24 protein-coding genes are annotated in these 20892 nt (G+C 66.4%); 16 read left to right on the top strand and 8 right to left on the bottom strand.

Annotation, left to right across the window (positions count from 1 at the left end; all coding sequences use genetic code 11):
• Window positions 1-11 precede the first annotated feature (11 nt).
• Window positions 12-1025: an AAA family ATPase gene (locus tag ACZ5TO_RS11380; RefSeq protein ID WP_464798160.1), complete on the bottom strand. Its 1014-nt coding sequence runs from the start codon at window positions 1023-1025 to the stop codon at window positions 12-14.
• 178 nt (window positions 1026-1203) lie between these two features.
• On the opposite strand from ACZ5TO_RS11380, the gene ACZ5TO_RS11375 reads away from it, so the two are divergent.
• Genes ACZ5TO_RS11375 through ACZ5TO_RS11365 form a run of 3 tightly spaced genes read left to right on the top strand, consistent with a single transcriptional unit; the run spans window position 1204 to window position 3706 of the window.
• Window positions 1204-1821, top strand: a complete 618-nt coding sequence (locus tag ACZ5TO_RS11375) for a DUF1285 domain-containing protein (RefSeq protein ID WP_464798159.1) — start codon at window positions 1204-1206, stop codon at window positions 1819-1821.
• A complete protein-coding gene (locus ACZ5TO_RS11370; RefSeq protein ID WP_184143499.1) occupies window positions 1818-2450 on the top strand; it encodes a CoA pyrophosphatase in 633 nt (210 codons plus the stop codon). Before ACZ5TO_RS11375 ends, ACZ5TO_RS11370 begins: the two co-directional genes overlap by 4 nt.
• Window positions 2447-3706 carry a CCA tRNA nucleotidyltransferase gene (locus tag ACZ5TO_RS11365; protein ID WP_464798158.1) on the top strand — a complete coding sequence of 420 codons (1260 nt, stop codon included), beginning with the start codon at window positions 2447-2449 and terminating at the stop codon, window positions 3704-3706. The genes ACZ5TO_RS11370 and ACZ5TO_RS11365 overlap by 4 nt, the downstream gene beginning before the upstream one ends.
• Window positions 3707-3889: 183 nt before the next feature.
• Here ACZ5TO_RS11365 and ACZ5TO_RS11360 read toward each other — a convergent pair whose 3' ends face one another.
• The 3 genes from ACZ5TO_RS11360 to hemF form a co-directional block, all read right to left on the bottom strand.
• A complete protein-coding gene (locus tag ACZ5TO_RS11360; RefSeq protein ID WP_184143495.1) occupies window positions 3890-4081 on the bottom strand; it encodes a DUF1059 domain-containing protein in 192 nt (63 codons plus the stop codon).
• 105 nt (window positions 4082-4186) lie between these two features.
• Window positions 4187-4393 (bottom strand): hypothetical protein, encoded by a 207-nt coding sequence (locus ACZ5TO_RS11355; RefSeq protein ID WP_464798157.1) that lies wholly within the window; start codon window positions 4391-4393, stop codon window positions 4187-4189.
• A 91-nt stretch (window positions 4394-4484) separates the two neighbouring features.
• Window positions 4485-5396: an oxygen-dependent coproporphyrinogen oxidase gene (hemF, locus tag ACZ5TO_RS11350; RefSeq protein WP_464798156.1), complete on the bottom strand. Its 912-nt coding sequence runs from the start codon at window positions 5394-5396 to the stop codon at window positions 4485-4487.
• A gap of 187 nt (window positions 5397-5583) precedes the next feature.
• On the opposite strand from hemF, the gene ACZ5TO_RS11345 reads away from it, so the two are divergent.
• Window positions 5584-5841, top strand: a complete 258-nt coding sequence (locus tag ACZ5TO_RS11345) for a hypothetical protein (protein WP_464798155.1) — start codon at window positions 5584-5586, stop codon at window positions 5839-5841.
• A gap of 133 nt (window positions 5842-5974) precedes the next feature.
• Entirely contained in the window at window positions 5975-7255 is a 1281-nt protein-coding gene (locus tag ACZ5TO_RS11340; RefSeq protein ID WP_184143487.1) for a hemolysin family protein, read from the top strand.
• Here ACZ5TO_RS11340 and soxR read toward each other — a convergent pair.
• Window positions 7248-7718: a redox-sensitive transcriptional activator SoxR gene (gene soxR / locus ACZ5TO_RS11335; protein ID WP_464798154.1), complete on the bottom strand. Its 471-nt coding sequence runs from the start codon at window positions 7716-7718 to the stop codon at window positions 7248-7250. The genes ACZ5TO_RS11340 and soxR overlap by 8 nt on opposite strands.
• Before the next feature lie 72 nt (window positions 7719-7790).
• Between soxR and ACZ5TO_RS11330 the strand changes: the two genes are divergently transcribed.
• Window positions 7791-8363: an NADPH-dependent FMN reductase gene (locus ACZ5TO_RS11330; RefSeq protein WP_184143483.1), complete on the top strand. Its 573-nt coding sequence runs from the start codon at window positions 7791-7793 to the stop codon at window positions 8361-8363.
• Window positions 8360-9574, top strand: coding sequence for an MFS transporter (locus ACZ5TO_RS11325; RefSeq protein WP_464798153.1), 1215 nt, complete (start codon window positions 8360-8362; stop codon window positions 9572-9574). The genes ACZ5TO_RS11330 and ACZ5TO_RS11325 overlap by 4 nt, the downstream gene beginning before the upstream one ends.
• A gap of 1 nt (window position 9575) precedes the next feature.
• On the opposite strand, the gene ACZ5TO_RS11320 is transcribed toward ACZ5TO_RS11325, so the two are convergent.
• Entirely contained in the window at window positions 9576-10037 is a 462-nt protein-coding gene (locus ACZ5TO_RS11320) for a tRNA (cytidine(34)-2'-O)-methyltransferase (RefSeq protein WP_464798152.1), read from the bottom strand.
• A gap of 347 nt (window positions 10038-10384) precedes the next feature.
• Here ACZ5TO_RS11320 and ACZ5TO_RS11315 point away from each other — a divergent pair, with 347 nt between their 5' ends.
• The 8 genes from ACZ5TO_RS11315 to ACZ5TO_RS11280 all read left to right on the top strand — a co-directional run bounded on the left by ACZ5TO_RS11315 (window position 10385) and on the right by ACZ5TO_RS11280 (window position 18539).
• Window positions 10385-12244, top strand: coding sequence for an ABC transporter ATP-binding protein (locus tag ACZ5TO_RS11315; protein WP_464798151.1), 1860 nt, complete (start codon window positions 10385-10387; stop codon window positions 12242-12244).
• Window positions 12245-12354: 110 nt separating this feature from the next.
• Window positions 12355-12627 carry a type II toxin-antitoxin system ParD family antitoxin gene (locus ACZ5TO_RS11310; protein ID WP_464798150.1) on the top strand — a complete coding sequence of 91 codons (273 nt, stop codon included), beginning with the start codon at window positions 12355-12357 and terminating at the stop codon, window positions 12625-12627.
• Window positions 12624-12935: a type II toxin-antitoxin system RelE/ParE family toxin gene (locus ACZ5TO_RS11305; RefSeq protein ID WP_464798149.1), complete on the top strand. Its 312-nt coding sequence runs from the start codon at window positions 12624-12626 to the stop codon at window positions 12933-12935. The genes ACZ5TO_RS11310 and ACZ5TO_RS11305 overlap by 4 nt, the downstream gene beginning before the upstream one ends.
• Window positions 12936-12985: 50 nt before the next feature.
• On the top strand, window positions 12986-14854 hold the full coding sequence (locus ACZ5TO_RS11300) for an ABC transporter ATP-binding protein (RefSeq protein WP_464798148.1): 1869 nt from the start codon (window positions 12986-12988) through the stop codon (window positions 14852-14854).
• Window positions 14855-15119: 265 nt separating this feature from the next.
• Window positions 15120-15698 carry a ubiquinol-cytochrome c reductase iron-sulfur subunit gene (gene petA, locus ACZ5TO_RS11295; RefSeq protein WP_184143469.1) on the top strand — a complete coding sequence of 193 codons (579 nt, stop codon included), beginning with the start codon at window positions 15120-15122 and terminating at the stop codon, window positions 15696-15698.
• A 14-nt stretch (window positions 15699-15712) separates the two neighbouring features.
• Window positions 15713-16972, top strand: a complete 1260-nt coding sequence (locus tag ACZ5TO_RS11290) for a cytochrome b (RefSeq protein ID WP_184143467.1) — start codon at window positions 15713-15715, stop codon at window positions 16970-16972.
• Window positions 16973-16998: 26 nt separating this feature from the next.
• The gene (locus tag ACZ5TO_RS11285; RefSeq protein ID WP_184143442.1) at window positions 16999-17877 is read left to right on the top strand and encodes a cytochrome c1; all 879 of its coding nucleotides are present in this window, start codon (window positions 16999-17001) and stop codon (window positions 17875-17877) included.
• A 107-nt stretch (window positions 17878-17984) separates the two neighbouring features.
• On the top strand, window positions 17985-18539 hold the full coding sequence (locus tag ACZ5TO_RS11280; protein WP_464798147.1) for an adenine phosphoribosyltransferase: 555 nt from the start codon (window positions 17985-17987) through the stop codon (window positions 18537-18539).
• 192 nt (window positions 18540-18731) lie between these two features.
• Here the strand turns inward: ACZ5TO_RS11280 and ACZ5TO_RS11275 are convergent, their stop codons facing one another.
• Window positions 18732-19199: a MaoC family dehydratase gene (locus tag ACZ5TO_RS11275; protein WP_464798146.1), complete on the bottom strand. Its 468-nt coding sequence runs from the start codon at window positions 19197-19199 to the stop codon at window positions 18732-18734.
• Window positions 19186-19686: a MaoC family dehydratase gene (locus ACZ5TO_RS11270; RefSeq protein WP_184143436.1), complete on the bottom strand. Its 501-nt coding sequence runs from the start codon at window positions 19684-19686 to the stop codon at window positions 19186-19188. The genes ACZ5TO_RS11275 and ACZ5TO_RS11270 overlap by 14 nt, the downstream gene beginning before the upstream one ends.
• An 84-nt stretch (window positions 19687-19770) precedes the next feature.
• Here ACZ5TO_RS11270 and ACZ5TO_RS11265 point away from each other — a divergent pair, with 84 nt between their 5' ends.
• A complete protein-coding gene (locus tag ACZ5TO_RS11265; RefSeq protein ID WP_464798145.1) occupies window positions 19771-20889 on the top strand; it encodes a hypothetical protein in 1119 nt (372 codons plus the stop codon).
• Window positions 20890-20892 lie beyond the last annotated feature (3 nt).

The raw sequence follows: 20892 nt of genomic DNA, 5'->3' as shown, positions 1-20892 counted from the left end.
GGCTTTTCCGATCAGCCGCCCGCCTGCCGCACGAGGCCGGCGATGACGTCGCGCACCGACATGCCTTCGGCGCGCGCGCCGAAGGTCAGCGCCATGCGGTGCTGCAGCACGGGCTCGGCAAGCGCCAGCACGTCGTCGACGGAGGGCGCGAGCCGCCCGTCATAGAGCGCGCGGGCCCTTGCGCAGAGCATCATCGCCTGGCCGGCGCGGGGACCCGGACCCCAGGCGACGTGCCTGTCGGTCGCGGCATCGCCGTTGCCGGGGCGGGCGGAGCGCACCAGCGCGAGGATCGCGTCGAGCACCTTCTCGCTCACCGGCATCTGGCGGATGAGGGTCTGGATTTCCTGGAGGCGGGCGGCGGAAAGCACGGGTTCGGCCTCCGCGTTACTGACGCCCGTCGTTTCCAGCAGGATCTGCCGCTCGGCGGCAAGGTCCGGGTAGCCGACGTCGACCTGCAGCAGGAAGCGGTCGAGCTGGGCTTCGGGCAGCGGATAGGTGCCTTCCTGCTCCAGCGGGTTCTGCGTCGCCAGCACATGGAAGGGCCTCGGCAGGTCGTTCGGCCGGCCGGCGACCGTGACGTGGTATTCCTGCATGGCCTGGAGGAGGGCGGACTGGGTGCGCGGCGAGGCGCGGTTGATCTCGTCGGCCATCAGCAATTGCGTGAAGATCGGGCCGGGCACGAAGCGGAAGGAGCGCTTGCCGTTCTCGTCCTGGTCCATCACCTCCGAGCCGAGGATATCGGAGGGCATCAGGTCCGGCGTGAACTGGATGCGGCTTGCGGAAAGGCCGAGCACGGTGCCGAGCGTCGCCACCAGCTTGGTCTTGGCAAGGCCGGGCACGCCGACGAGCAGGGCATGGCCGCCGGAGAGCACGGCGAGCAGCGTCTGCTCCACCACGCTTTCCTGGCCGAAAATGACCTTGGCGACTTCCTGGCGCACGCGCGCGATGTCGGAGAGCGCCCGTTCGGCGGCGGCGACGACCGCCTTCTCGTCCAGGCTCGCCTCGGGGGAATTCTGAACGCCCATGTGCTCTCCAATGCGACTCTGCGTCTTCGCGAATCGCGGCCTTGCCGCATTCGCTCCTATCATCGAAACCTTATTGGCTCACCCGTGGCTGACAAGCGGCCGCGAAATGACTATCTCGGAAGAAAGCGTGTATCCACCCTTTCTTCTCGCGGAGATAGGATTGAACCGGGACGGAACAATGGCAAAGGGCGAAATTCGCGAAAGCACGGACGCTGCGGGACTGGCCGCGCTCATCGCGCGCGCCGGCGCCGAGACGGGCGGGCGCGGCCTGCCGCCGGTCGAGCGCTGGAACCCGCCGTTCTGCGGCGATATCGACATGGAGATCCGTGCCGACGGCACCTGGTTCTACCTTGGAACGCCGATCGGCCGGGCGCCCTTGGTGCGACTCTTTTCCACGGTGCTGCGCAAGGACGAGGACGGCCGGACCTATCTCGTCACGCCCGTCGAGAAGGTCGGCATCCGCGTCGCCGATGCGCCCTTTATTGCCGTCGAGATGAATGCGGGCGGAAAGGGCGAGGCGCAGGCGCTCACCTTCCGCACCAATGTCGGCGACGTGGTCGAGGCGGGGCCGGAGCATCCGCTGCGCTTCGTCATTTCCGGCGAGAACAGCGAGCTGAAGCCCTATCTCCTCGTGCGCGGCCGGCTGGAGGCGCTCGTCTCGCGGGCGGTGATGTACGAGCTGGTGGCGCTGGGCGAGACAATCGAGGTCGACGGCGTGGAGATGTTCGCCCTGCGCTCCGGCGGCATGGTCTTCCCGGTCATGCCGGCGGCCGAGCTGGATGCGCTGTCCCGATGAGCCTTGCCCCCTACAGCGCCGCCGAATTCCGCCGCCGGGCGATGGCGCAGATGCCGACCGTCGGCGAGGAGAGCTGGCGCGAGCATGGCGACAGCCTGCTCAACCCCGCGGCCATTGCCCATCTCGAAGGCATGCACCTGCGCGATGCGGCCGTGCTGGTTCCCGTCGTCGACGACGGCGAGGATGCGCGCGTCATCTTCACGCAACGCACGGCGGCGCTGCGCAAGCATTCCGGCCAGGTCGCCTTTCCGGGCGGGGCGGTCGATGCGGAGGATGCGGATGCGGAGGAGGCCGCGCTGCGCGAGGCGGAGGAGGAGATCGGCCTTGCGCGGCATTTCGTCGAGCCGGTCGCCCGCCTGCCGCACTACAAGGCGCTCTCAGGCTTCTCCATCACGCCGGTGCTGGCGGTGGTGCGGCCGGGCTTCGATCTTTCGCCCAATCCGGCCGAGGTGGAGCGGGTCTTCGACGTGCCGCTCTCCTTCCTGATGGACCCGCGCAACCATGCGCAGGGCAGCGGCGTCTGGCTCGGCAGCGAGCGGCATTATTATCGCATGCCCTATGAGGGGCATAATATCTGGGGCATCACCGCCGGCATCGTGCGGGTGATCTATGAAAGGCTTTATGCATGACCTCTGTTTCGGGCGAGGCGTGGTTCACCGATCCGGCGCTCGTTTCCGTCCTGGCGCTGCTGAACGACGAAGGCGGGGAGGCGCGCGTTGCGGGCGGGGCCGTGCGCAACAGCCTGATGGGCCTGCCGGTCGCCGATGTCGATATCGCGACGACGCTCCGGCCCGAGGCGGTGGTGGAGCGCGCGAAGGCCGCCGGCATCAAGGCCGTGCCGACCGGCATCGCGCACGGCACGGTGACGCTGGTGCTGGAGGGCAAGCCCTTCGAGGTGACGACGCTCCGGCGGGACGTTGCGACGGACGGCCGCCACGCCGAGGTCGCCTTCGGCACGGACTGGCAGGCCGATGCCGAGCGGCGCGACCTCACCATCAACGCACTCTATGCGGACAGGGACGGCACGGTCGTCGACCTCGTGAACGGCCTGCCGGATATCGAGAGCCGCACGGTGCGCTTCATCGGCGATGCGAGCGCGCGTATCGCGGAGGACCACCTGCGCATCCTGCGCTTCTTCCGCTTCTTCGCGCTCTACGGCAGCGGCCGGCCGGACGCGGAAGGGCTCAAGGCCTGCGCGCGGGCGAAGGAGACGCTTTCGAAACTCTCGGCCGAGCGCGTCTGGTCCGAGACGAAGAAGGTGCTCGCCGCGCCCGATCCGGGCCGGGCGCTGCTGTGGATGCGGCAGGCGGGCGTCCTCACCGCCGTCCTGCCGGAGACGGAGAAATGGGGCATCGACGCCATTCCCGGCCTTATCGAGGCGGAGAAGGCCTTCGGCTGGACGCCGGATCCCTTGCTGCGCCTTGCCGCCATCGTGCCGCCGGACCGCGAGCGGCTGAAGGCCCTTTCCGAACGGTTGCGGCTCTCGAAAGCGGAAGCGGCGGTGCTCGACCATTGGGCGTCCGCTCCGCAGATTGCCCCGAAGCTCGCCGAAACGGCCTTCGACCGGCTGCTTTACCGCCACGGGCCGCAAGGCCTTTCCTTCCGCCTGAAGCTGGCGCTCGCATCCGCGCGGGTGCGCAGCCTGGCCGATCCGGACGCGCTCGCCTTCGCCGGCCTTTGCCAGCGCCTGCTCGCCCGCGCCGGGAAATGGCGGAAGCCGGCTTTCCCGCTGAATGGCGCGGACGTGCTGGCCGCGGGCGTTCCGGCCGGGCCGAAGGTCGGGGCTTTGCTGGGGAGGATCGAGGAGGAATGGGTGGCGGGGAATTTCCGCGACGAGCGGGCGAGGCTGCTGGTGCGGCTGGAGGAACTGGCGAAGGAAGCGTAGCCCCTCATCCGGCTGCCGCCACCTTCTCCCCGCAAGCGGGGAGAAGGGAGATGCCGCGCTGGTTTCCCTTCCGGCGTCCGTGTTCGTGGGAAGAAGGAGGAAAACGGCTAGCCCAGCGTTCCTCGCCCCGTTTACGGGGAGAGGATGCCGGCAGGCAGGTGAGGGGCCTTGCGCCTCACGAGGTCAGGCCGCGTCCGCCGCCTTCTCGTCGACGATGCGTTCCTTGATGTGGTCGACCATGCTTTCGCGGATGGTGGTTTCGCCGTGGGCGGTGCGCATGTGCTCGACCGCGCGGCGGACGACTTCGGCGTCGTCATTGGCCCGCGTATGCCATTCGCATCCGGGGACGAGTGAACCGCATTCAAAAAGTCTCATGACCTATCTCCTGTCGTTTCAAGGCAACAAGTGTAACAGAAGCGGCCGGATCGGCCAAATTCCGCCAACTCGAACGGGAAACGGCGCGGGAAGTTCCCTGCCTTCTCAGGCCGCGTCCTCGTCCTTCGCCCAGGCGTCGAAGCAGGCGGAGGAGCTGAGGTCCTCGGGCTTTGCCCGCCTGTCTGCAAGGTGGTGGAGGGTGCCGGTCCGCCGCCAGCGGGCCTCCTCGATGAAATAGGCATGGGGAAGGTCTTCGCCGCGCGGAGCGGCAGAGTGCGGCTCGCGAGCCATGCGTGCTGCATCATGATCCATGACTGCCTCCTTGGTGGAATCACGCTTTACGCATGGTACCACAAAGGCCCGGCAGGCCGTAATCACAAGGCCGCTAGCGGGATGGCGTTCGTCAAGGCCAGCGCACGACGGGCGGCATGGACGAGAGGATGGACTCGACATTGCCGCCGGTCTTCAGGCCGAAGATCGTGCCGCGGTCGTAGAGCAGGTTGAACTCCACGTAGCGGCCGCGGCGGATGAGCTGCTCGTCGCGGTCCTCCTCCGTCCAGCCCTTGTTGAAGTTGGACCGCACGATCTTGGGGTAGACCATGGCGAAGGCGCGGCCGACATCCTGCGTGAAGGCGAAGTCCGCCTCCCAGCCGCCCGCCTCCTCGGGCGAATGCTGCCAGTCGTAGAAGATGCCGCCGGTGCCGCGCGGCTCGCTGCGGTGCTTCAGGAAGAAATACTCGTCGCACCAGGCCTTGAACCGGCCGTGGTCTGCGACGGGATGGCGGTTGCAGGCGATCTCCATCGCCTTGTGGAAGAGCACCGTGTCGGGATCGCTCATCACCCGGCGGCGGTCCAGCACCGGCGTCAGGTCCGCCCCGCCGCCGAACCAGCGGCTGGTGGTGACGACCATGCGCGTGTTCATGTGCACGGCCGGCACGTTGGGGTTCACCGGATGGGCGATCAGCGAGATGCCGGAGGCCCAGAAGCGCGGGTCTTCGCTTGCGCCGGGGATCTGGCCGCGGAATTCCGGCGAGAACTCGCCGAAGACGGTGGAGGTGTGGACGCCCACCTTCTCGAAGACGCGGCCCTCCATCATCGACATGCGCCCGCCGCCGCCTTCGCCACCCTCGCGCAGCCAGTCCTTCGCCACGAAGCGGCCCGCCGGCAGGTCGGAAAGCGGGCCTTCCAGGTCGTCCTCGATCGCCTCGAAGGCCGTGCAGATCGCATCGCGCAACTGCTCGAACCAAGCGCGGGCCGCGGCCTTCTTCTCTTCGATATCCTCGGGCAGGCCTTTCGGCAGGTCAGGGCGTTCCATGGTGCTTCCCGCTCGGTTCTTCCCGTCGGCAGCTCCCGCGCCGCCGAATCACATTTTGGCCACAGTTCCCAACTTTGCGCCGTTTGGCAACCGCGCCGGGCCGGCAATGCCGGATGGCGGGACTCGCAAAACGCCCGGAGGCGGCCTATGTTCAACCTGTCGAATAGGCTGCCAGGAGGAAACCTGCATGGCGCGTGTTCCCGGTCCGCCCCCGATGGAGGGGCTTCGGCGCCAGATCGAGCGCCGCCGGCGCGAGACGAACGCCGGGCAGGGCCATTTCGTGCGCGAGACCTTCTGCCTCGAGCGGGCGGAGGCGCGCCGGAAGGCGCGCGAATGGTTTGACCTCTGGCCGAAAGCCGCCTACTGGACCGAGGTTGAAAGCTGGCGGGCGCTCGACGGCGACCGCATCGAATTCACCATGCGCCGCCTGCCGAGCGCCGATTGAACGCTTCGAAACATGGCTGCGAAGGCCTGCCGGCGACACGCTCGATTGACGACGGGCCGTCGCATCCTTATCTTGCGCGCATCGTCATCAATAGAAAGGCGCCGTTGCGGTTCTCAAGCACGGCTCATAGCCCTTGTTCGAACTCGCGATTGCCGTCTTCCTGATCCTCTTGAACGGGGTCTTCGCCCTTTCCGAGCTTTCCATCGTCTCCTCGCGCAAGCCGCGGCTGAAAACCATGGCGGCCCAGGGCTCGCGCGGCGCCGCCGCCGCGCTCAAGCTGGCGGAGGACCCCGGCAAGTTCCTCTCCACCGTGCAGATCGGCATCACGCTCATCGGCATCCTCGCCGGCGCCTTCTCGGGCGCCGCGCTCGGCGGGCGCCTGCGGGACATCCTGCATGCGCAGGGCGTGCCGGAATGGCTGGTCGATCCGCTCGGCTACGGCATCGTCATCTCCTTCATCACCTATCTTTCGGTCGTCGTCGGCGAGCTTGTGCCCAAGCAGATCGCGCTGAAGAACCCCGAGCGCTTCGCCACGCTCGTCGCGCCGACCATGTCGCTCCTGTCGAAGGTGGGCGCGCCGGCCGTCTGGGTACTCGACGCCTCGACGCGGCTGATCTTCCGGCTCACCGGCCAGCACGAGGTCGCCGAGAGCGTCGTCACCGACGAGGAGATCAAGACCATCGTCGCCGAGGCCGAGGCGGCGGGCGTCATCGAGGGCGGCGAGAAGCTGATGATCGCGGGCGTCATGCGCTTTTCCGACCGCGAGGCGCGCGGCCTCATGACGCCGCGCAACGACGTCGACTGGATCGACCTCGACGATACGCCGGAGGAAATCCGCCAGCAGATCATCGAGACGCCGCATTCGCGCCTGCCGGTCGCCGACGGCGGGCCGGAAACCATCGTCGGCATCGTGCAGAAGCGCGAGCTGCTCTCGGCCATGCTGACGGGCCAGCCGCTCGACGTGCGCGCCTTCGTCCGTCAGGCGCCCATCGTGCCCGACACGATGGACGCGATGCGCGTGCTGGAGACATTGCGCAATTCCGAAGTGCCGATCCTGCTCATCCATGACGAATACGGCCACTTCGAAGGCGTCATCACGCCGGCCGACGTGCTGGAGGCGATTGCCGGCGTCTTCCGTGCCGATATCGACGAGGGCGATGACGACTATGCGGTGCAGCGCGAGGACGGCTCGTGGCTGATCGCCGGCTCCATGCCCATCGACGAGATGGCCGACCGGCTCGGCCTGCAGTTGCCCGCCCGCCGCAGCTACCAGACGGCCGCCGGCCTGGTCATCGAATCGCTGCAGAAGCTGCCGAAGACCGGCGAGATCACCGAGACCCAGGGCTGGCGCTTCGAGGTCGTCGACATGGACGGCCGGCGCGTCGACAAGCTGCTCGCCACCCGCCTCAGCTAGCGCCAGGCTCCAGCAGCCGCGCGCCGGGGCCTTCCGCTCCCAGCGCGTCCAGCGGGTTGCGCAGCGGACATTCCTGCATGGAAAGGCAGCCGCAGCCGATGCAGCCGTCGAGCTGGTCGCGCAGCTTCGTCAGGCGGGCGATGCGCTCGTCGAGCTGGTGGCGCCAGGTCGCCGACAGCTTCTTCCAGTCCTTCGCCGTCAGCGGCCGGTCGTGCGGCAGCACGGACAGCGCCTCGGCGATCTCGCCGAGCGGAATGCCGGTGCGCTGGGCGACCTTGATCACCGCCACGCGCCGCAGGATGCTGCGCGGATAGCGCCGCTGGTTGCCGCGGTTGCGGCTGCTTTCGATCAGCCCCTTGGTCTCGTAGAAATGCAGCGTGGAGACGGCGACGCCGCTGCGCTCGGCCACCTCGCCGACGGTGAGCTCCCGGGGGGCTCCGTCCCTTGCAGTTTTTTGCGTCATCGCTGTTGACCTCAATATTGGTTGAGGTTTTATACGGGCTGCTCCCTCTTTTTCCAATGGAGCATTTTCCGCATGACAGAAAGACTGACCATCGCCCTCATCTATGGCAGCGGCCGCGAGGGGCGCTTTGCCGATACGATCGCGGGCTGGCTGGAGCCGGAGCTTGCCGGCTTCCATCAATACAACATCGTGCGCATCGACCCGGCCGAGCTTTCCTTCACGCCCGGCGGCCTCGACGAGGCCTCGGCGGAACTGGTCGAGAGCCGGATCTCGCAGGCCGATGCCTTCCTCATCGTGACGCCGGAATACAACCATGCCTATCCGGCGGCGCTGAAGGCGATCATCGATAGCTGCTTCCGGCCCTGGCATGCCAAGCCCGTCGCCTTCGTCTCCTACGGCGGGGTTTCCGGTGGGCTTCGCGCCGTGGAACAGCTCCGGCTGGTCTTTGCCGAGTTGCATGCCGTGGCGATCCGCGAGACAGTGAGCCTTGCCCATGCTTGGACGCAGTTCGATCCCGCCGGCAACCCGTTCCGGCCCGGCCACCTGAACGGCCAGCTTGCCGTGCTGATGAAGCGGCTGACCTGGTGGGCGGACGCGCTGAAGACGGCGCGGATCGCAACCCGATACGACGAGGCGGCGGCATGAAGCCGGAACACTTTGCGGCAGCGGAAGTGGCGCGTTCCCCGGAAGAGTTCCGGCGCAACGCGACGCTGCTCTTCATCAGCACGCTCACCATCATGTCCGGCGCGACGATCTCCGCGTCGCTGCCGGGCATTGCGGCGCGCTTTGCCGATGTGGAGAACGTGGCGCTGCTGAGCCGCCTCGTGCTGACGCTGCCGGCCGTCTTCATCGCGCTCTTCTCGCCGGCCGCGGGCTTCCTCGTCGACCGCTTCGGCCGCAAGCCGCTGGTGCTCTTCTCGCTTGCGCTCTTCGCCGTCGCCGGGGCGTCCGGCCTCGTCCTCGATACGCTGCCGGGGTTGCTCGTCGGCCGCGCGGTGCTGGGCATCGCCGTCGGCGGCCTGATGACGGCGACGACGGCGCTCGTCGGCGATTTCTTCCAGGGGGCGGCGCGCGACCGCTACATGGGCCTGCAGCAGGCCTTCGTCGGCGTCGGCGGCACGATCTTCCTGACGGGCGGCGGGTTCCTTGCGGAGGTGCACTGGCGAGGGCCGTTCCTCATCTACACCGTCGCGCTCCTCATCCTGCCGGCCGCGCTCGCCTTCCTGCCGGAGCCGCATCGCGCGCGCCCGGCCGGTCCGGCAACGGCCGGGGAAGGGGACCGGCTCGGCGGGCGGGCGATGGCGCTGCTCGGCCTTCTCTTTCTCGCCGCCGCCATCAACATGATCGCCTTCTACATGATCCCGACGCAGCTTCCCTTCTATCTGAGGGCGCTCGGCTTCGGTGCGCCGAGCCTTGCCGGCGTGGCGATCGGGGCGGGCCAGATCGTCGGCGTGGTGAGCGCACTCGCCTTCGCGCCGCTGCGCCGCCGGCTCGGGCTGGTCGGGCTCTTCGGCCTCGGTTTCACCTCGGCGGGGATTTCCTATCTCCTCTTATGGCACGCCGAAAGCTATGCGGCGGTCCTCCTCGCCATGACGGTTTCCGGTATCTGCATGGGCACGATCATGCCGACATTTGCGGCAAGCGCCATGCTGCTCGCTCCGCCGGCTCTGCGCGGGCGCATTTCCGGCCTTCTCGTCTCCGGCATCTTCGCCGGCCAGTTCCTCTCGCCCATCGTCTCGCAGCCGCTGGTCGGCAGCCTCGGCTTTGACGGGGCCTTCGCGGTTGCCGGGGCGGTCACGCTCGCCATCGGCCTTGCGGCCTTCGCCGCGTGCCTCCTGCGGCCCGGCCATGGCTAGGTCAGGCAAAGCCCGTCTGGCGCAGCGCCTCGCCGCAGATCATCGCGGCCGACAGCGCGACGTTGATGGAGCGCTGCCCCTCGACCATGGGGATGAGCACGCGGCCGTCCGCCGTCTCGTGCACGCGGTCCGGCACCCCGGCGCTCTCGCGGCCGAAGAGCAGGATGTCGTCCGGAAGGTAGGCGAAGTCCGTGTAGAGCCCGGCCGCCTTGGTGGAGGCGAGGACGAGGCGGCGGCTGCTTTCCGCCCGCCATTCCTCGAACCGGTCCCAGCTCACATGCCGCGTCAGCGTCACGGCGGCGAGGTAGTCCATGCCGGCCCGCTTCAGGCTGCGGTCGGAAATATCGAAGCCCGCCGGCTCGATGATGTCGACCGAAAGGCCGAGGCAGGCGGCAAGGCGCAGGATCGTGCCGGTATTGCCGGCGATATCGGGCTGGTAGAGAGCGATGCGCAGGGCGGACATGGCCTTCCGCCTAGCGTGCCTGTGGCGCCGTGGCAACAGAATTGGCCGCAGATGCGCATTTGCGACGAAGCCGCTGGCAAATTGCGCCGTTTCGGGCTAACCAAGGGGCATCTTCAACGCGAGAACAGGGAGGATCAAGATGAATATCACGCATCGGCGCCGCCTCCCGGCCGGCATCACGCCTCTTCTCGCGTAGGCACATCGCCGCCCAAATCCCCTTCGCAGACCCATTGTTTCAATTCGCCGCGTGACGCCTTTCGTCGCCCCGCGGCATTCCTCCGGAGCCCCGGCCGCGCCCGTTTTGCGCCGTCCGTGCCGGTTCCGTCTTTGATATTACGGAGATAGCCATGTTCGGCTGGTTCGAAAGACGTTTGAATCCCTATCCTTCCGAGGCGCCCTCTCTGCCGCCGAAGGGCCTTTTCGCCTTCCTGTGGCACTATACGAAGCCGGCGGCGCCGTGGCTTTTCGTGCTCGGCTTCTGCTCCATGGCGCTCGGCATCGCCGAGGTGCTGCTGTTCCAGTTCCTCGGCAATATCGTCGACTGGCTCTCGGCTGGCGACCCGGGTACCTTCCTTGCCCGCGAGGGCGGCACGCTCGTCTGGATGGCGGTGCTGCTGCTCGTCCTCATTCCGGGCGTCGGCGCGCTGCACACGATGACCATGCACCAGGCGCTCGCCGGCAATTTCCCGATGATCGCCCGCTGGCAGATGCACCGCTACCTCATCCGCCAGAGCATGACCTTCTTCTCCAACGAGTTCGCCGGCCGCGTCTCGACGAAGGTGATGCAGACGGCGCTCGCCGTGCGCGAGACGGTGATGAAGATCATCGACGTCTTCATCTATGTCATCAGCTACTTCGTCTCGATGATCGCGATCATCGCCTCGGCGGACCTGCGCCTCGTCGTGCCGCTGATGGTGTGGCTGGTCGTCTACCTCAGCATCCTGCGCTACTTCGTGCCGAAGCTCATGGTGGTCTCGCGCGAGCAGGCGGATGCGCGCTCGATGATGACGGGCCGGATCGTCGACAGCTACACCAATATCGCGACGGTCAAGCTGTTCTCCCATGCCGGACGCGAGGAGAGCTATGCCCGCGAGGGCATGGACGGGTTCCTCCAGACCGTGCACAGGCAGATGCGGCTCATCACCGCCTTCAACATCGCCATCGACATCAACAATGTCGTGGCGATGGCCCTGACGGCTGCGGTCGGCATCTATTTCTGGATGTCCGGCGACGTGACGGTCGGCGCCGTGGCGGTCGCCGTCGGCCTTGCCATGCGCATCAACGGCATGTCGCAATGGGTGATGTGGGAAGTGACCGCGCTCTTCGAGAACATCGGCACGGTCTTCGACGGCATGGGCATGATGACCAAGCCGCACGACATCAAGGACCATCCCGAGGCGCCCGCATTGCCGGTCGCGAGGGGCGCGATCCGCTTCGACCACGTCCGCTTCCACTACGGCAAGAACAAGGGCGCGATCGAGGACTTGTCGCTCGACATCGCCGCGGGCGAGAAGGTCGGCCTCGTCGGGCGCTCCGGCGCCGGCAAGACGACGCTGATGAACGTGCTGCTGCGGTTCTACGATCTCGAAGCCGGCAGGATCACCATCGACGGCAAGGACATCGCCACGGTGACGCAGGACAGCCTGCGCTCGCAGATCGGCGTCGTCACGCAGGATACCTCCCTGCTGCACCGCTCGATCCGCGACAACATCGCCTACGGTAAGCCGGAGGCGAGCGACGCCGAGATCATCGAGGCGGCCAAACGCGCCAATGCCTGGGAGTTCATCGAGGGGCTTTCCGACCAGCAGGGTCGCTCCGGCCTCGACGCACAGGTCGGCGAGCGCGGCGTGAAACTCTCCGGCGGCCAGCGCCAGCGTATCGCGATCGCCCGCGTCTTCCTGAAGGACGCGCCGATCCTGGTGCTGGACGAGGCGACTTCGGCGCTCGATTCGGAAGTCGAGGCGGCGATCCAGGAAAACCTCTTCGCCCTCATGCAGGGCAAGACGGTGATCGCCATCGCGCACCGCCTGTCGACCCTGACCGAGATGGACCGCCTCGTCGTTCTCGACAAGGGCCGCATCCACGAGACCGGCACCCACGCCGAGCTCGTCGCCAAGGGCGGCATCTACGCCGACCTGTGGACCCGCCAGTCCGGCGGCTTCATCGCCGACGACGCCGAAGCGGAGCCGGAAGTGGCCGCGGAGTAAGCCTTCGAAGACACCCTTCTCGAAAGGGGAGAGTGTCTTCCCATTTGTTCTTATCTGTTGGGATGCGTTGAGAACTCTGCTATAGAGAACGAAGAGGAAGGAATGCTGCGATGGCGACGATCACGATCTCCCTGCCCGATACCCTGAAATCTTTCGTCGAGAGCCAGATCGAGACGAAGGGCTACGGCAATGTCAGTGAATATTTCCGCAGCCTCCTGCGCGATGCTCAGGAGAAGGAGAAGGACGCACGGCTGGAGGCGTTGCTGCTCGAAGGCCTCGCTTCCGGAAAAGGCGATGTCCCGGATGCTGCCTTCTGGACGGAGCTGAAGACCGAGGCCGCCCAGCTTCTTGCAGCGTGTCCGCGCAAAAGCGGCGCGCGTTGAAAACCCTCGTCCTTCCTGCCGCCCGCGCGGATATCGTCCGGCAGGTCGGTTATTTCATCGAGATTGGCCAGGAGCATATAGCCGACCGTTTTCTCGCCGCTGCCCGTATCGCCATCGAGCATCTTTCCCATACGCCACAGGCAGGAGCGCCGCGCCCGATGAAGAGCCCACGGCTTGCAGGTTTGCGGACGTGGCCGATCGAGGGATTCGACGATATGAAGATCTATTATCTCGTCGCCGATGACGCCCTCACGGTCGTTCGGATTCTTCACGGGCGACGGGATATCGAGCGGATTTTGGAACGGTAGCTTTCCGATCTTTAATTTGCCCGCCGTTCAAAACGGCCTATATCGGGGGCATGATCTTCCGGCCGCTTTTCTCCTTCTTCGAGAACTGGATACAGCCCTTCGCGCGGCGGGACGACCTGCGGCCGCCGCGGGAGCTGTTCGCCTTCGTCTGGTTCTATGTCCGGCAGGCCAAGGCGCCGTTCGCCGCGCTCTTGGTGCTGGGCGGCATCACGGCGGGGATCGAGGCGGCGACGTTCTGGTTCGTCGGCCGGCTCGTCGACATGCTGGCGACCGTGAAGCCGGGCGAGGGGTGGAGCGGGCTTCTTGCCGCGCACGGGCCGGAACTCCTCATGATGCTCGCGCTCATCGGCATCGTGCGCTTCGTCGTCGCCTTCCTTGCCGCGCTGGTCGACCAGCAGGTCATCACGCCGGGCTTTTATAATCTCGTGCGCTGGCAATCCTATGTGCATGTGGCGCGCCAGTCGCTTTCCTTCTTCCAGAACGATTTCTCCGGCCGCATCGTCACCAAGGTCTGGTCGGCGGGGCAGGCGACGGGCGACGTCATCACCTCGTTTCTCGAAAGCATCTGGTTCGTGACGATCTACACGGCCTCGACGCTCGTGCTGCTCGGCCAGCTCGACTGGAAGCTGGCGGCGGTGCTTTTCGTCTGGCTCTCGGTCTTCGCCGTGCTGGCGCGCTACTTCGTGCCGCGCATCCGGGAGCATTCGCGCCAGTCGGCCGAGGCCGCCTCCATGATCAGCGGGCGCATGGTCGACGCCTATTCCAACATCCAGACGCTGAAGCTCTTCGGGCGCGACGAGGCGAACGACCGTTACATGCGCGACGGCTTCGATGTCTTCCAGACGACGATCCTCGATTTCACGCGGCTGCTCACGTCGCTGCGCGCCTCGCTCGCCTTCCTCTCCGGCCTGATGATCGCCGGCATGGCGGTGCTGTGCATCCACCTCTGGCTCACCGGCCTCATCAGCTCGGGCGCCGTCGCCTTCACCATGGCGCTGGTGCTCAGGCTGAACTTCCTGCTGAATCGGCTGATGACGCAGCTCAACAGCATCATGCGCAATATCGGCACGATCCAGAATTCCGCCGACCTCATCTCCCAGCCGATCGGCCTCGTCGACAAGCCGGATGCGCCGGCGCTGACGGTCGAGCGGCCGGATGTCCGCTTCGAGGCCGTGCGCTTCCACTACGGCCGCGCCTCCGGCGTCATCGACAATCTCTCGCTCTCCATCCGGCCGGGCGAGAAGGTCGGCATTGTCGGGCGCTCGGGCGCGGGCAAGTCCACGCTCGTCAACCTGCTGCTGCGCTTCTACGATCTGGAAGGCGGGCGCATCCTCGTCGGCGGCACGGATATCGCGACGGTCACGCAGGAGAGCCTGCGCGCCAATATCGGCATGGTCAGCCAGGATACGGCGCTGCTCCACCGCTCGATCCGCGACAACATCCTCTTCGGCAATCCGGATGCGAGCGAGGCCGAGATGATCGAGGCGGCCCGGCGCGCCGAGGCGCACGACTTTATCCTCTCCCTGGAAGACCAGCGCGGCCGGACGGGCTACGACGCCCATGTCGGCGAGCGCGGCGTAAAGCTCTCCGGCGGCCAGCGCCAGCGCATCGCCATTGCCCGCGTCATGCTGAAGGACGCGCCGATCCTCGTGCTGGACGAGGCGACGTCGGCGCTCGATTCGGAGGTCGAGGCGGCGATCCAGTCGAACCTCGAGCGTCTGATGCGCGGCAAGACCGTGCTCGCCATCGCGCACCGCCTCTCCACCATCGCCGCGCTCGACCGGCTGATTGTCATGGATCGCGGCCATATCGTGGAGGAGGGGACGCATGGCGCGCTTGTTGCGAAGGGCGGGCTCTATGCGGATCTTTGGTCGCGCCAGTCGGGCGGATTCCTCGGCCATGAGGACGCGGCGCAATAGGACGGCCAAGCGTCGTATTTCGCTGGCTTTTTCACTTCGGAAATGCCGAATGTTCAGGGCGATGCGTCCGGCCTGTCAAGATGGCCCGTTTTTCCCGCGACAATGTGCCCACCTCCCCTTGCCAAGGCTGGACATAATTTGCGATCAAGCATAGAACGCGCCGGATTGACGGGGAATCTATGGCCGTATTGTGTCCGGATCTTGCCGGTTTCCAAAGGGGCGTTGCGGGTTTCCGCGAGACTTTGCGTGAGAGGATGGTTTAGCCGTGAGCGAACACGAGACAACAAGCGAATCCCTGGGCGAGCCCACTCGCCGCGATTTTCTTTACCTGACCACGGGTATGGCGGGCGTCGTGGGCGGCGTGGCGGTCGCCTGGCCGTTCATCGACCAGATGCGCCCGGACGCGTCCACGCTGGCACTCGCCTCCATCGAGGTCGATGTCTCCAGCCTCGAGCCCGGCATGTCGCTGACGGCCAAGTGGCGCGGCAAGCCGGTCTTCATCCGCAACCGCACGGACAAGGAAGTGGAAGAGGCCAAGGCCGTTCCGCTGACCGACCTCAAGGACCCGGTCGCCCGCAACGCCAACATTCCCGCCGATGCCGAAGCGACGGACGTCGACCGTTCGGCCGGCGAGGGCAAGGAGAACTGGATCGTCATGATCGGCTCCTGTACCCATCTGGGCTGCGTTCCGCTCGGCCAGGCCGGCGATTTCGGCGGGTGGTTCTGTCCCTGCCACGGTTCGCACTACGATACAGCAGGCCGCATCCGTAAGGGTCCGGCACCGCAGAACCTCGCCGTGCCGACCTACTCGTTCGTATCCGACACAGTCATCAAGATCGGTTGAGGGGACTACTGATAATGAGTGCTGAACATTCAACCTACCAGCCGACGACTGGCATCGAAAAATGGGTCGACTCGCGCCTGCCTCTGCCGCGCATGATCCATGACAGCTTCGTTTCCTATCCGGTTCCGCGCAACCTGAACTATGCCTACACCTTCGGCGCCATGCTGTCGGTGATGCTCATCGTGCAGATCCTCACCGGCGTCGTGCTCGCCATGCACTATGCCGCCGAGACCTCGGTCGCGTTCAACTCGGTCGAGAAGATCATGCGCGACGTGAACCACGGCTGGCTGCTGCGCTACATGCACGCCAACGGCGCGTCCTTCTTCTTCATCGCGGTCTATCTCCACATCGCCCGCGGCCTCTACTACGGCTCCTACAAGGCGCCGCGCGAAATCCTCTGGATCCTCGGCGTCGTCATCTATCTCCTGATGATGGCGACCGGCTTCATGGGCTACGTCCTGCCCTGGGGCCAGATGTCCTTCTGGGGCGCGACGGTCATCACCGGCTTCTTCTCGGCCTTCCCGTGGGTCGGCGAGTGGATCCAGCAGTTCCTGCTCGGCGGCTTCGCGGTCGACAACCCGACGCTGAACCGCTTCTTCTCGCTGCACTACCTCTTGCCCTTCATGATCGCCGGCGTCGTCGTGCTGCACATCTGGGCGCTGCACGTCACCGGCCAGACGAACCCGACGGGCGTCGAGGTGAAGTCCAAGACCGACACGGTCGCCTTCACGCCCTATGCCACCGTCAAGGATGCGCTCGGCGTCTCGGTCTTCCTGATCGTCTTCGCCTGGTTCATCTTCTACATGCCGAACTACCTCGGCCATCCCGACAACTACACGATGGCCAACCCGCTGAAGACCCCGGCCCACATCGTTCCGGAATGGTACTACCTGCCGTTCTACGCGATGCTGCGCGCCATCACCTTCAACGTCGGCCCGATCGACTCCAAGCTCGGCGGCGTCCTCGTGATGTTCGGCGCGATCATCGTGCTGTTCTTCCTGCCCTGGCTCGACACGTCGAAGGTCCGCTCGGCCGTCTACCGTCCGTGGTACAAGCTGTTCTTCTGGCTGTTCGTCGCCAATGCCATCATGCTCGGCTGGCTCGGCGCCCAGCCCGCGGAAGGCGTCTACGTCGTCCTCTCGCAGCTCGGCACGCTCTACTACTTCGGCTTCTTCATCGTCCTCATGCCGCTCCTCGGCCTGATCGAAACCCCGAAGCGCATTCCGAACTCCATCACGGAAGCGGTTCTGGAAAAGAACACCGCCAAGGCCTGATCTGAGCGACGAAAGGAACAATGACAATGAAAAAGCTAGTCGCAGGCATTCTGTCGCTTGCCCTCGTCGCCGGCCTCGGCGTCTCCTTCGCCACGGCGGAGGATGCCGCGCCCGCCGCCGGTGCGGAGGCCGAACACGCCACGCCGCACTATCCCCTCCGCCACCCGAAGGAGCAGGAATGGTCCTTCGCCGGTCCGTTCGGCAAGTATGACAAGGGCCAGCTCCAGCGCGGCCTGAAGGTCTACACCGAAGTCTGTTCGGCATGCCATTCCATGCACCTCGTGTCCTTCCGCACGCTGGAAGGCCTCGGCTATTCCGAAGCGCAGGTGAAGGCCTTCGCGGCGAACTACGAAGTGCAGGACGGCCCGAACAGCGACGGCGAGATGTACACCCGCAAGGCCCTGCCTTCGGATCACTTCCCGTCTCCGTTCCCGAACGACGAGGCCGCCGCCGCCGCCAACAACGGCGCTGCTCCCCCGGACATGTCGCTGCTCGCCAAGGCACGCGGCATCACCCGCGGCTTCCCGCAGTTCATCTTCGACATCTTCACGCAGTACCAGGAAGGCGGGCCGGACTATATCTACTCGCTGCTGACGGGCTACGACGAAGAGCAGCCGGCGAATATCGAAGTCGCCGAAGGCACGCACTACAACCCGTATTTCGCAAACGCCGCGGCGCTCGCCATGGCCAAGCCGATCTCCGACGACCAGGTCACCTATGACGACGGCTCGCCGCAGACGGTCGACCAGTACGCCCACGACGTCGCCGCCTTCCTGATGTGGGCCGCCGAGCCCCACCTGGAAGAGCGCAAGCGCACCGGCTTCATGGTCATGGTCTTCCTGGTGATCTTCACCGGCCTGATCTACCTGACGAAGAAGTCGGTCTACGCGAACAAGGAACACTGAGCGGTTTTCCCGCACGGTTGAAAGGCGGCCTCCGGGCCGCCTTTTTTGTTGAGGCCGGCGGCCGCACCTGCAATAACCGGACGAAGCGCCGCAGCCGGGAAACCCTCATGTCCAGCCTGAAATCCACCGTCGAAGAAGAACTCATCGCCGCGATCCGCAATATCCCGGACTATCCCAAGCCCGGCATCGTGTTCCGCGACATCACCACGCTGCTCGGAAACCCGCGCGCCTTCCGCCGCGCGGTGGACGAGCTGGTGCATCCCTATGCCGGCATCGGCGTCGCCAAGGTCGCCGGCATCGAGGCGCGCGGCTTCATCCTCGGCGGCGCCATGGCCCACCAGCTCTCCACCGGCTTCGTGCCGATCCGCAAGAAGGGCAAGCTGCCGCACGAGACCGTGCGCATCGCCTACAGCCTGGAATACGGCGTGGACGAGATGGAAATGCACAAGGATGCGGTCAAGCCGGGCGAGAAGGTCATCCTCGTCGACGACCTCATCGCCACCGGCGGTACGGCGGAAGCGGCCGTCAAGCTCTTGCGCCAGATGGGCGCCGACATCGTCGCCGCCTGCTTCGTCATCGACCTGCCCGGCCTTGGCGGGCGCCGCAAGCTGGAAGCGCTGGGCGTGGAAGTACGCACGCTGATTTCGTTCGACGGGGATTGAGGCGGGTCCGGCGTTCGCGGCTCACCCCCCTCTGCCCTACCGGGCATCTCCCCCTCAAGGGGGGAGATTGGATGGAGTGATGTTTCGCCCTTCTTTAACGTTGCGATTTGAGCAATGCCCTTGCGTCTTGCCGATCTCCCCCCTTGTGGGGGAGATGGCCGGCAGGCCAGAGGGGGGTGAGCCCCCGCGCCCTCAAATAAACTCCAGCACCGTGCTCTCGAAGCGGATGACCGGCTCGTCGTTCTGGTTGCGGCCGGCGCAGAGGATTGTGTTCATCACGCGGTCCGGGTAGGAGGCGAGCGCGCGGGAGCCGAGGAGGCTCACCGAATAGGTGATCGTGTCGCCGGCGAAGACGGGGCGCAGCCAGCCGAGCCGGGTAAAGCCCGGCGAGGGGCCGAGGTTCGGCGGCGTGATGCCCTTTTCCGCAAGCCGCCGGCATTCGCCCGCCCAGAAGGCGAGGAAGCATTTCATCCAGCCGGCGCTGGTGTGCCAGCCGGAGGCGCAGAGGCCGCCGAAGAGGGTATCCCTGGCAAGCTCCGCGTCGAGATGGAAGGGCTGCGGGTCGAAGTCCCGCGCAAAGCGCACGATATCCTCCGCCGTGAAGGTGAGGCTGCCGATATCGACCGTCTCGTTGAGAGCGTAAAGCTCAGTCATGCGCATGGCCGGCTCCCGTCGCCGCAAGGCGCATCATGTTGATATACTCGCAGACCGCGACGACCTCGTCGCGCTGGTTCGTCACCTCGGCGCGCAGGCGCACGATGCCGATCTCCGGCCGCGAGCGCGAGACGCGCGCCTCCAGCACCGCGCAATGGCCGCCCAGCGTATCGCCGGCCAGCACAGGGCGCTTCCATTCCATGAGGTCGACGCCGGGCGAGCCTTCCGAGGTCGAGCCGTTTATATAGGCCTCGTAGAGCATGCGCATCATCACGGCGCTGGTGTGCCAGCCGGAGGCGGCAAGGCCGCCGAGGATGCTGGCCCGGCCGGCCGCCTCGTCGAGATGCATGGGCTGCGGGTCGAATTCCCGCGCAAAGGCGATGATCGCGTCTGCCGTCATCGTCCGCTTCTCGAATTCGAAGCGGCGGCCCGGCGTAAAGTCTTCGAAAGTATAGCTGGCCACGTCCCGTCCGTCCTGTTGCGGGCAGAGCATGGCGGGCGGGGCAGCCTTTTGCAAGCCTTGCCAGCGGCCGCCGCGTGTTTAAGGTGCGGGTCGGCCGTCATCGGAGATTCGACCATGCAGACCTTGAAATCCGTGCTCGATGGAGCGGCCGGCGAGGGCCTCCTGTCGCCCGAGCAGGCGGCACGGCTGCTGCCCTACATGGAGGCGCGCGGCGTCGGCCTCGCCGTGCCGGCAGCGGGCACGGCGCTCGACATTGCCGGGCCGGCGGAGGCGGAGGTGATCGCCCCGGTCGAGGATACGGAGGCGCCGCGCTTCATCCGCGGCTTCCACGACGTGCTGATCACCATCGGCCTCTGCATCGCCATGGCCGGCGTCTGGGGCGTCGGCTCGCTGTTCGGCGTGCTGCCGGCGGTGATCGTCCTTGCCGAGATCCTGGTGCGGCGGCAGCGGCTCGCCCTTCCGGCGGTGGCGCTGACGCTGATCTTCGCGCACTGGATCTTCATGACGAGTATCGTCCTGCTCGAGGACCGGCTCGGGCCGGACGCCGAGCCGATGCTGCGCTTCGTGCTGACCATGCTGCCCTTCACGCTGCTGATGGGGCCGTTCTACCTGCGCTACCGCATTCCGCTGGCGCTCAGCCTGTGGACCGTGTCGCTTGCCGGCATCGCGCTCGGCCTCGTGTTCCTCGGCCTGTCGAGGGTGAGCGGGCAGGGGGATTTCATCCTCGCCCATCCCTCGGCTTCCGCGGCGATCTTCCTTGCCGGGGCGTTGGCGTTGTTTACGGTGGCGATGCGCTACGACCTTTCCGACCGCTTCCGGGTGACGCGGCGTTCGGACGTCGCCTTCTGGCTGCACCTGGCGACGGCGCCGGCGCTGCTCTATGCGATGCTGGCGCTGGTCTTCCTGAGGGATTTCAACGACGATGCGCTCTTCAGCGCCGAGAAGGGCCTGCCGGACGCGCTGATCGTCATCGCCATCGTCGCGGTGTTCATGACGATCGGGCTTGTCATCGACCGGCGCGCCTTCGTCACCTCGGGACTGGTCTCCCTTGGGCTGGCGACGGCGAGCATGCTGCGCAACACGGCCGCCGGGCCCGAAACCTACGTCTTCGCGACGCTGCTGATCGTCGGGCTCGTGGTGCTGACCATCGGGGTCGGCTGGCCGCATTTCCGGCGCTGGGCCGTCACGCCGCTGCCGCTGGCCCTCAAAGAGAAACTGCCGCCTCTTCGGTGAAGG

Source organism: Shinella sp. Sh6, assembly GCF_055392685.1.
The sequence above is the reverse complement of the archived record's forward strand: the minus strand, read 5'-3'. Positions and strand labels throughout refer to the sequence as shown.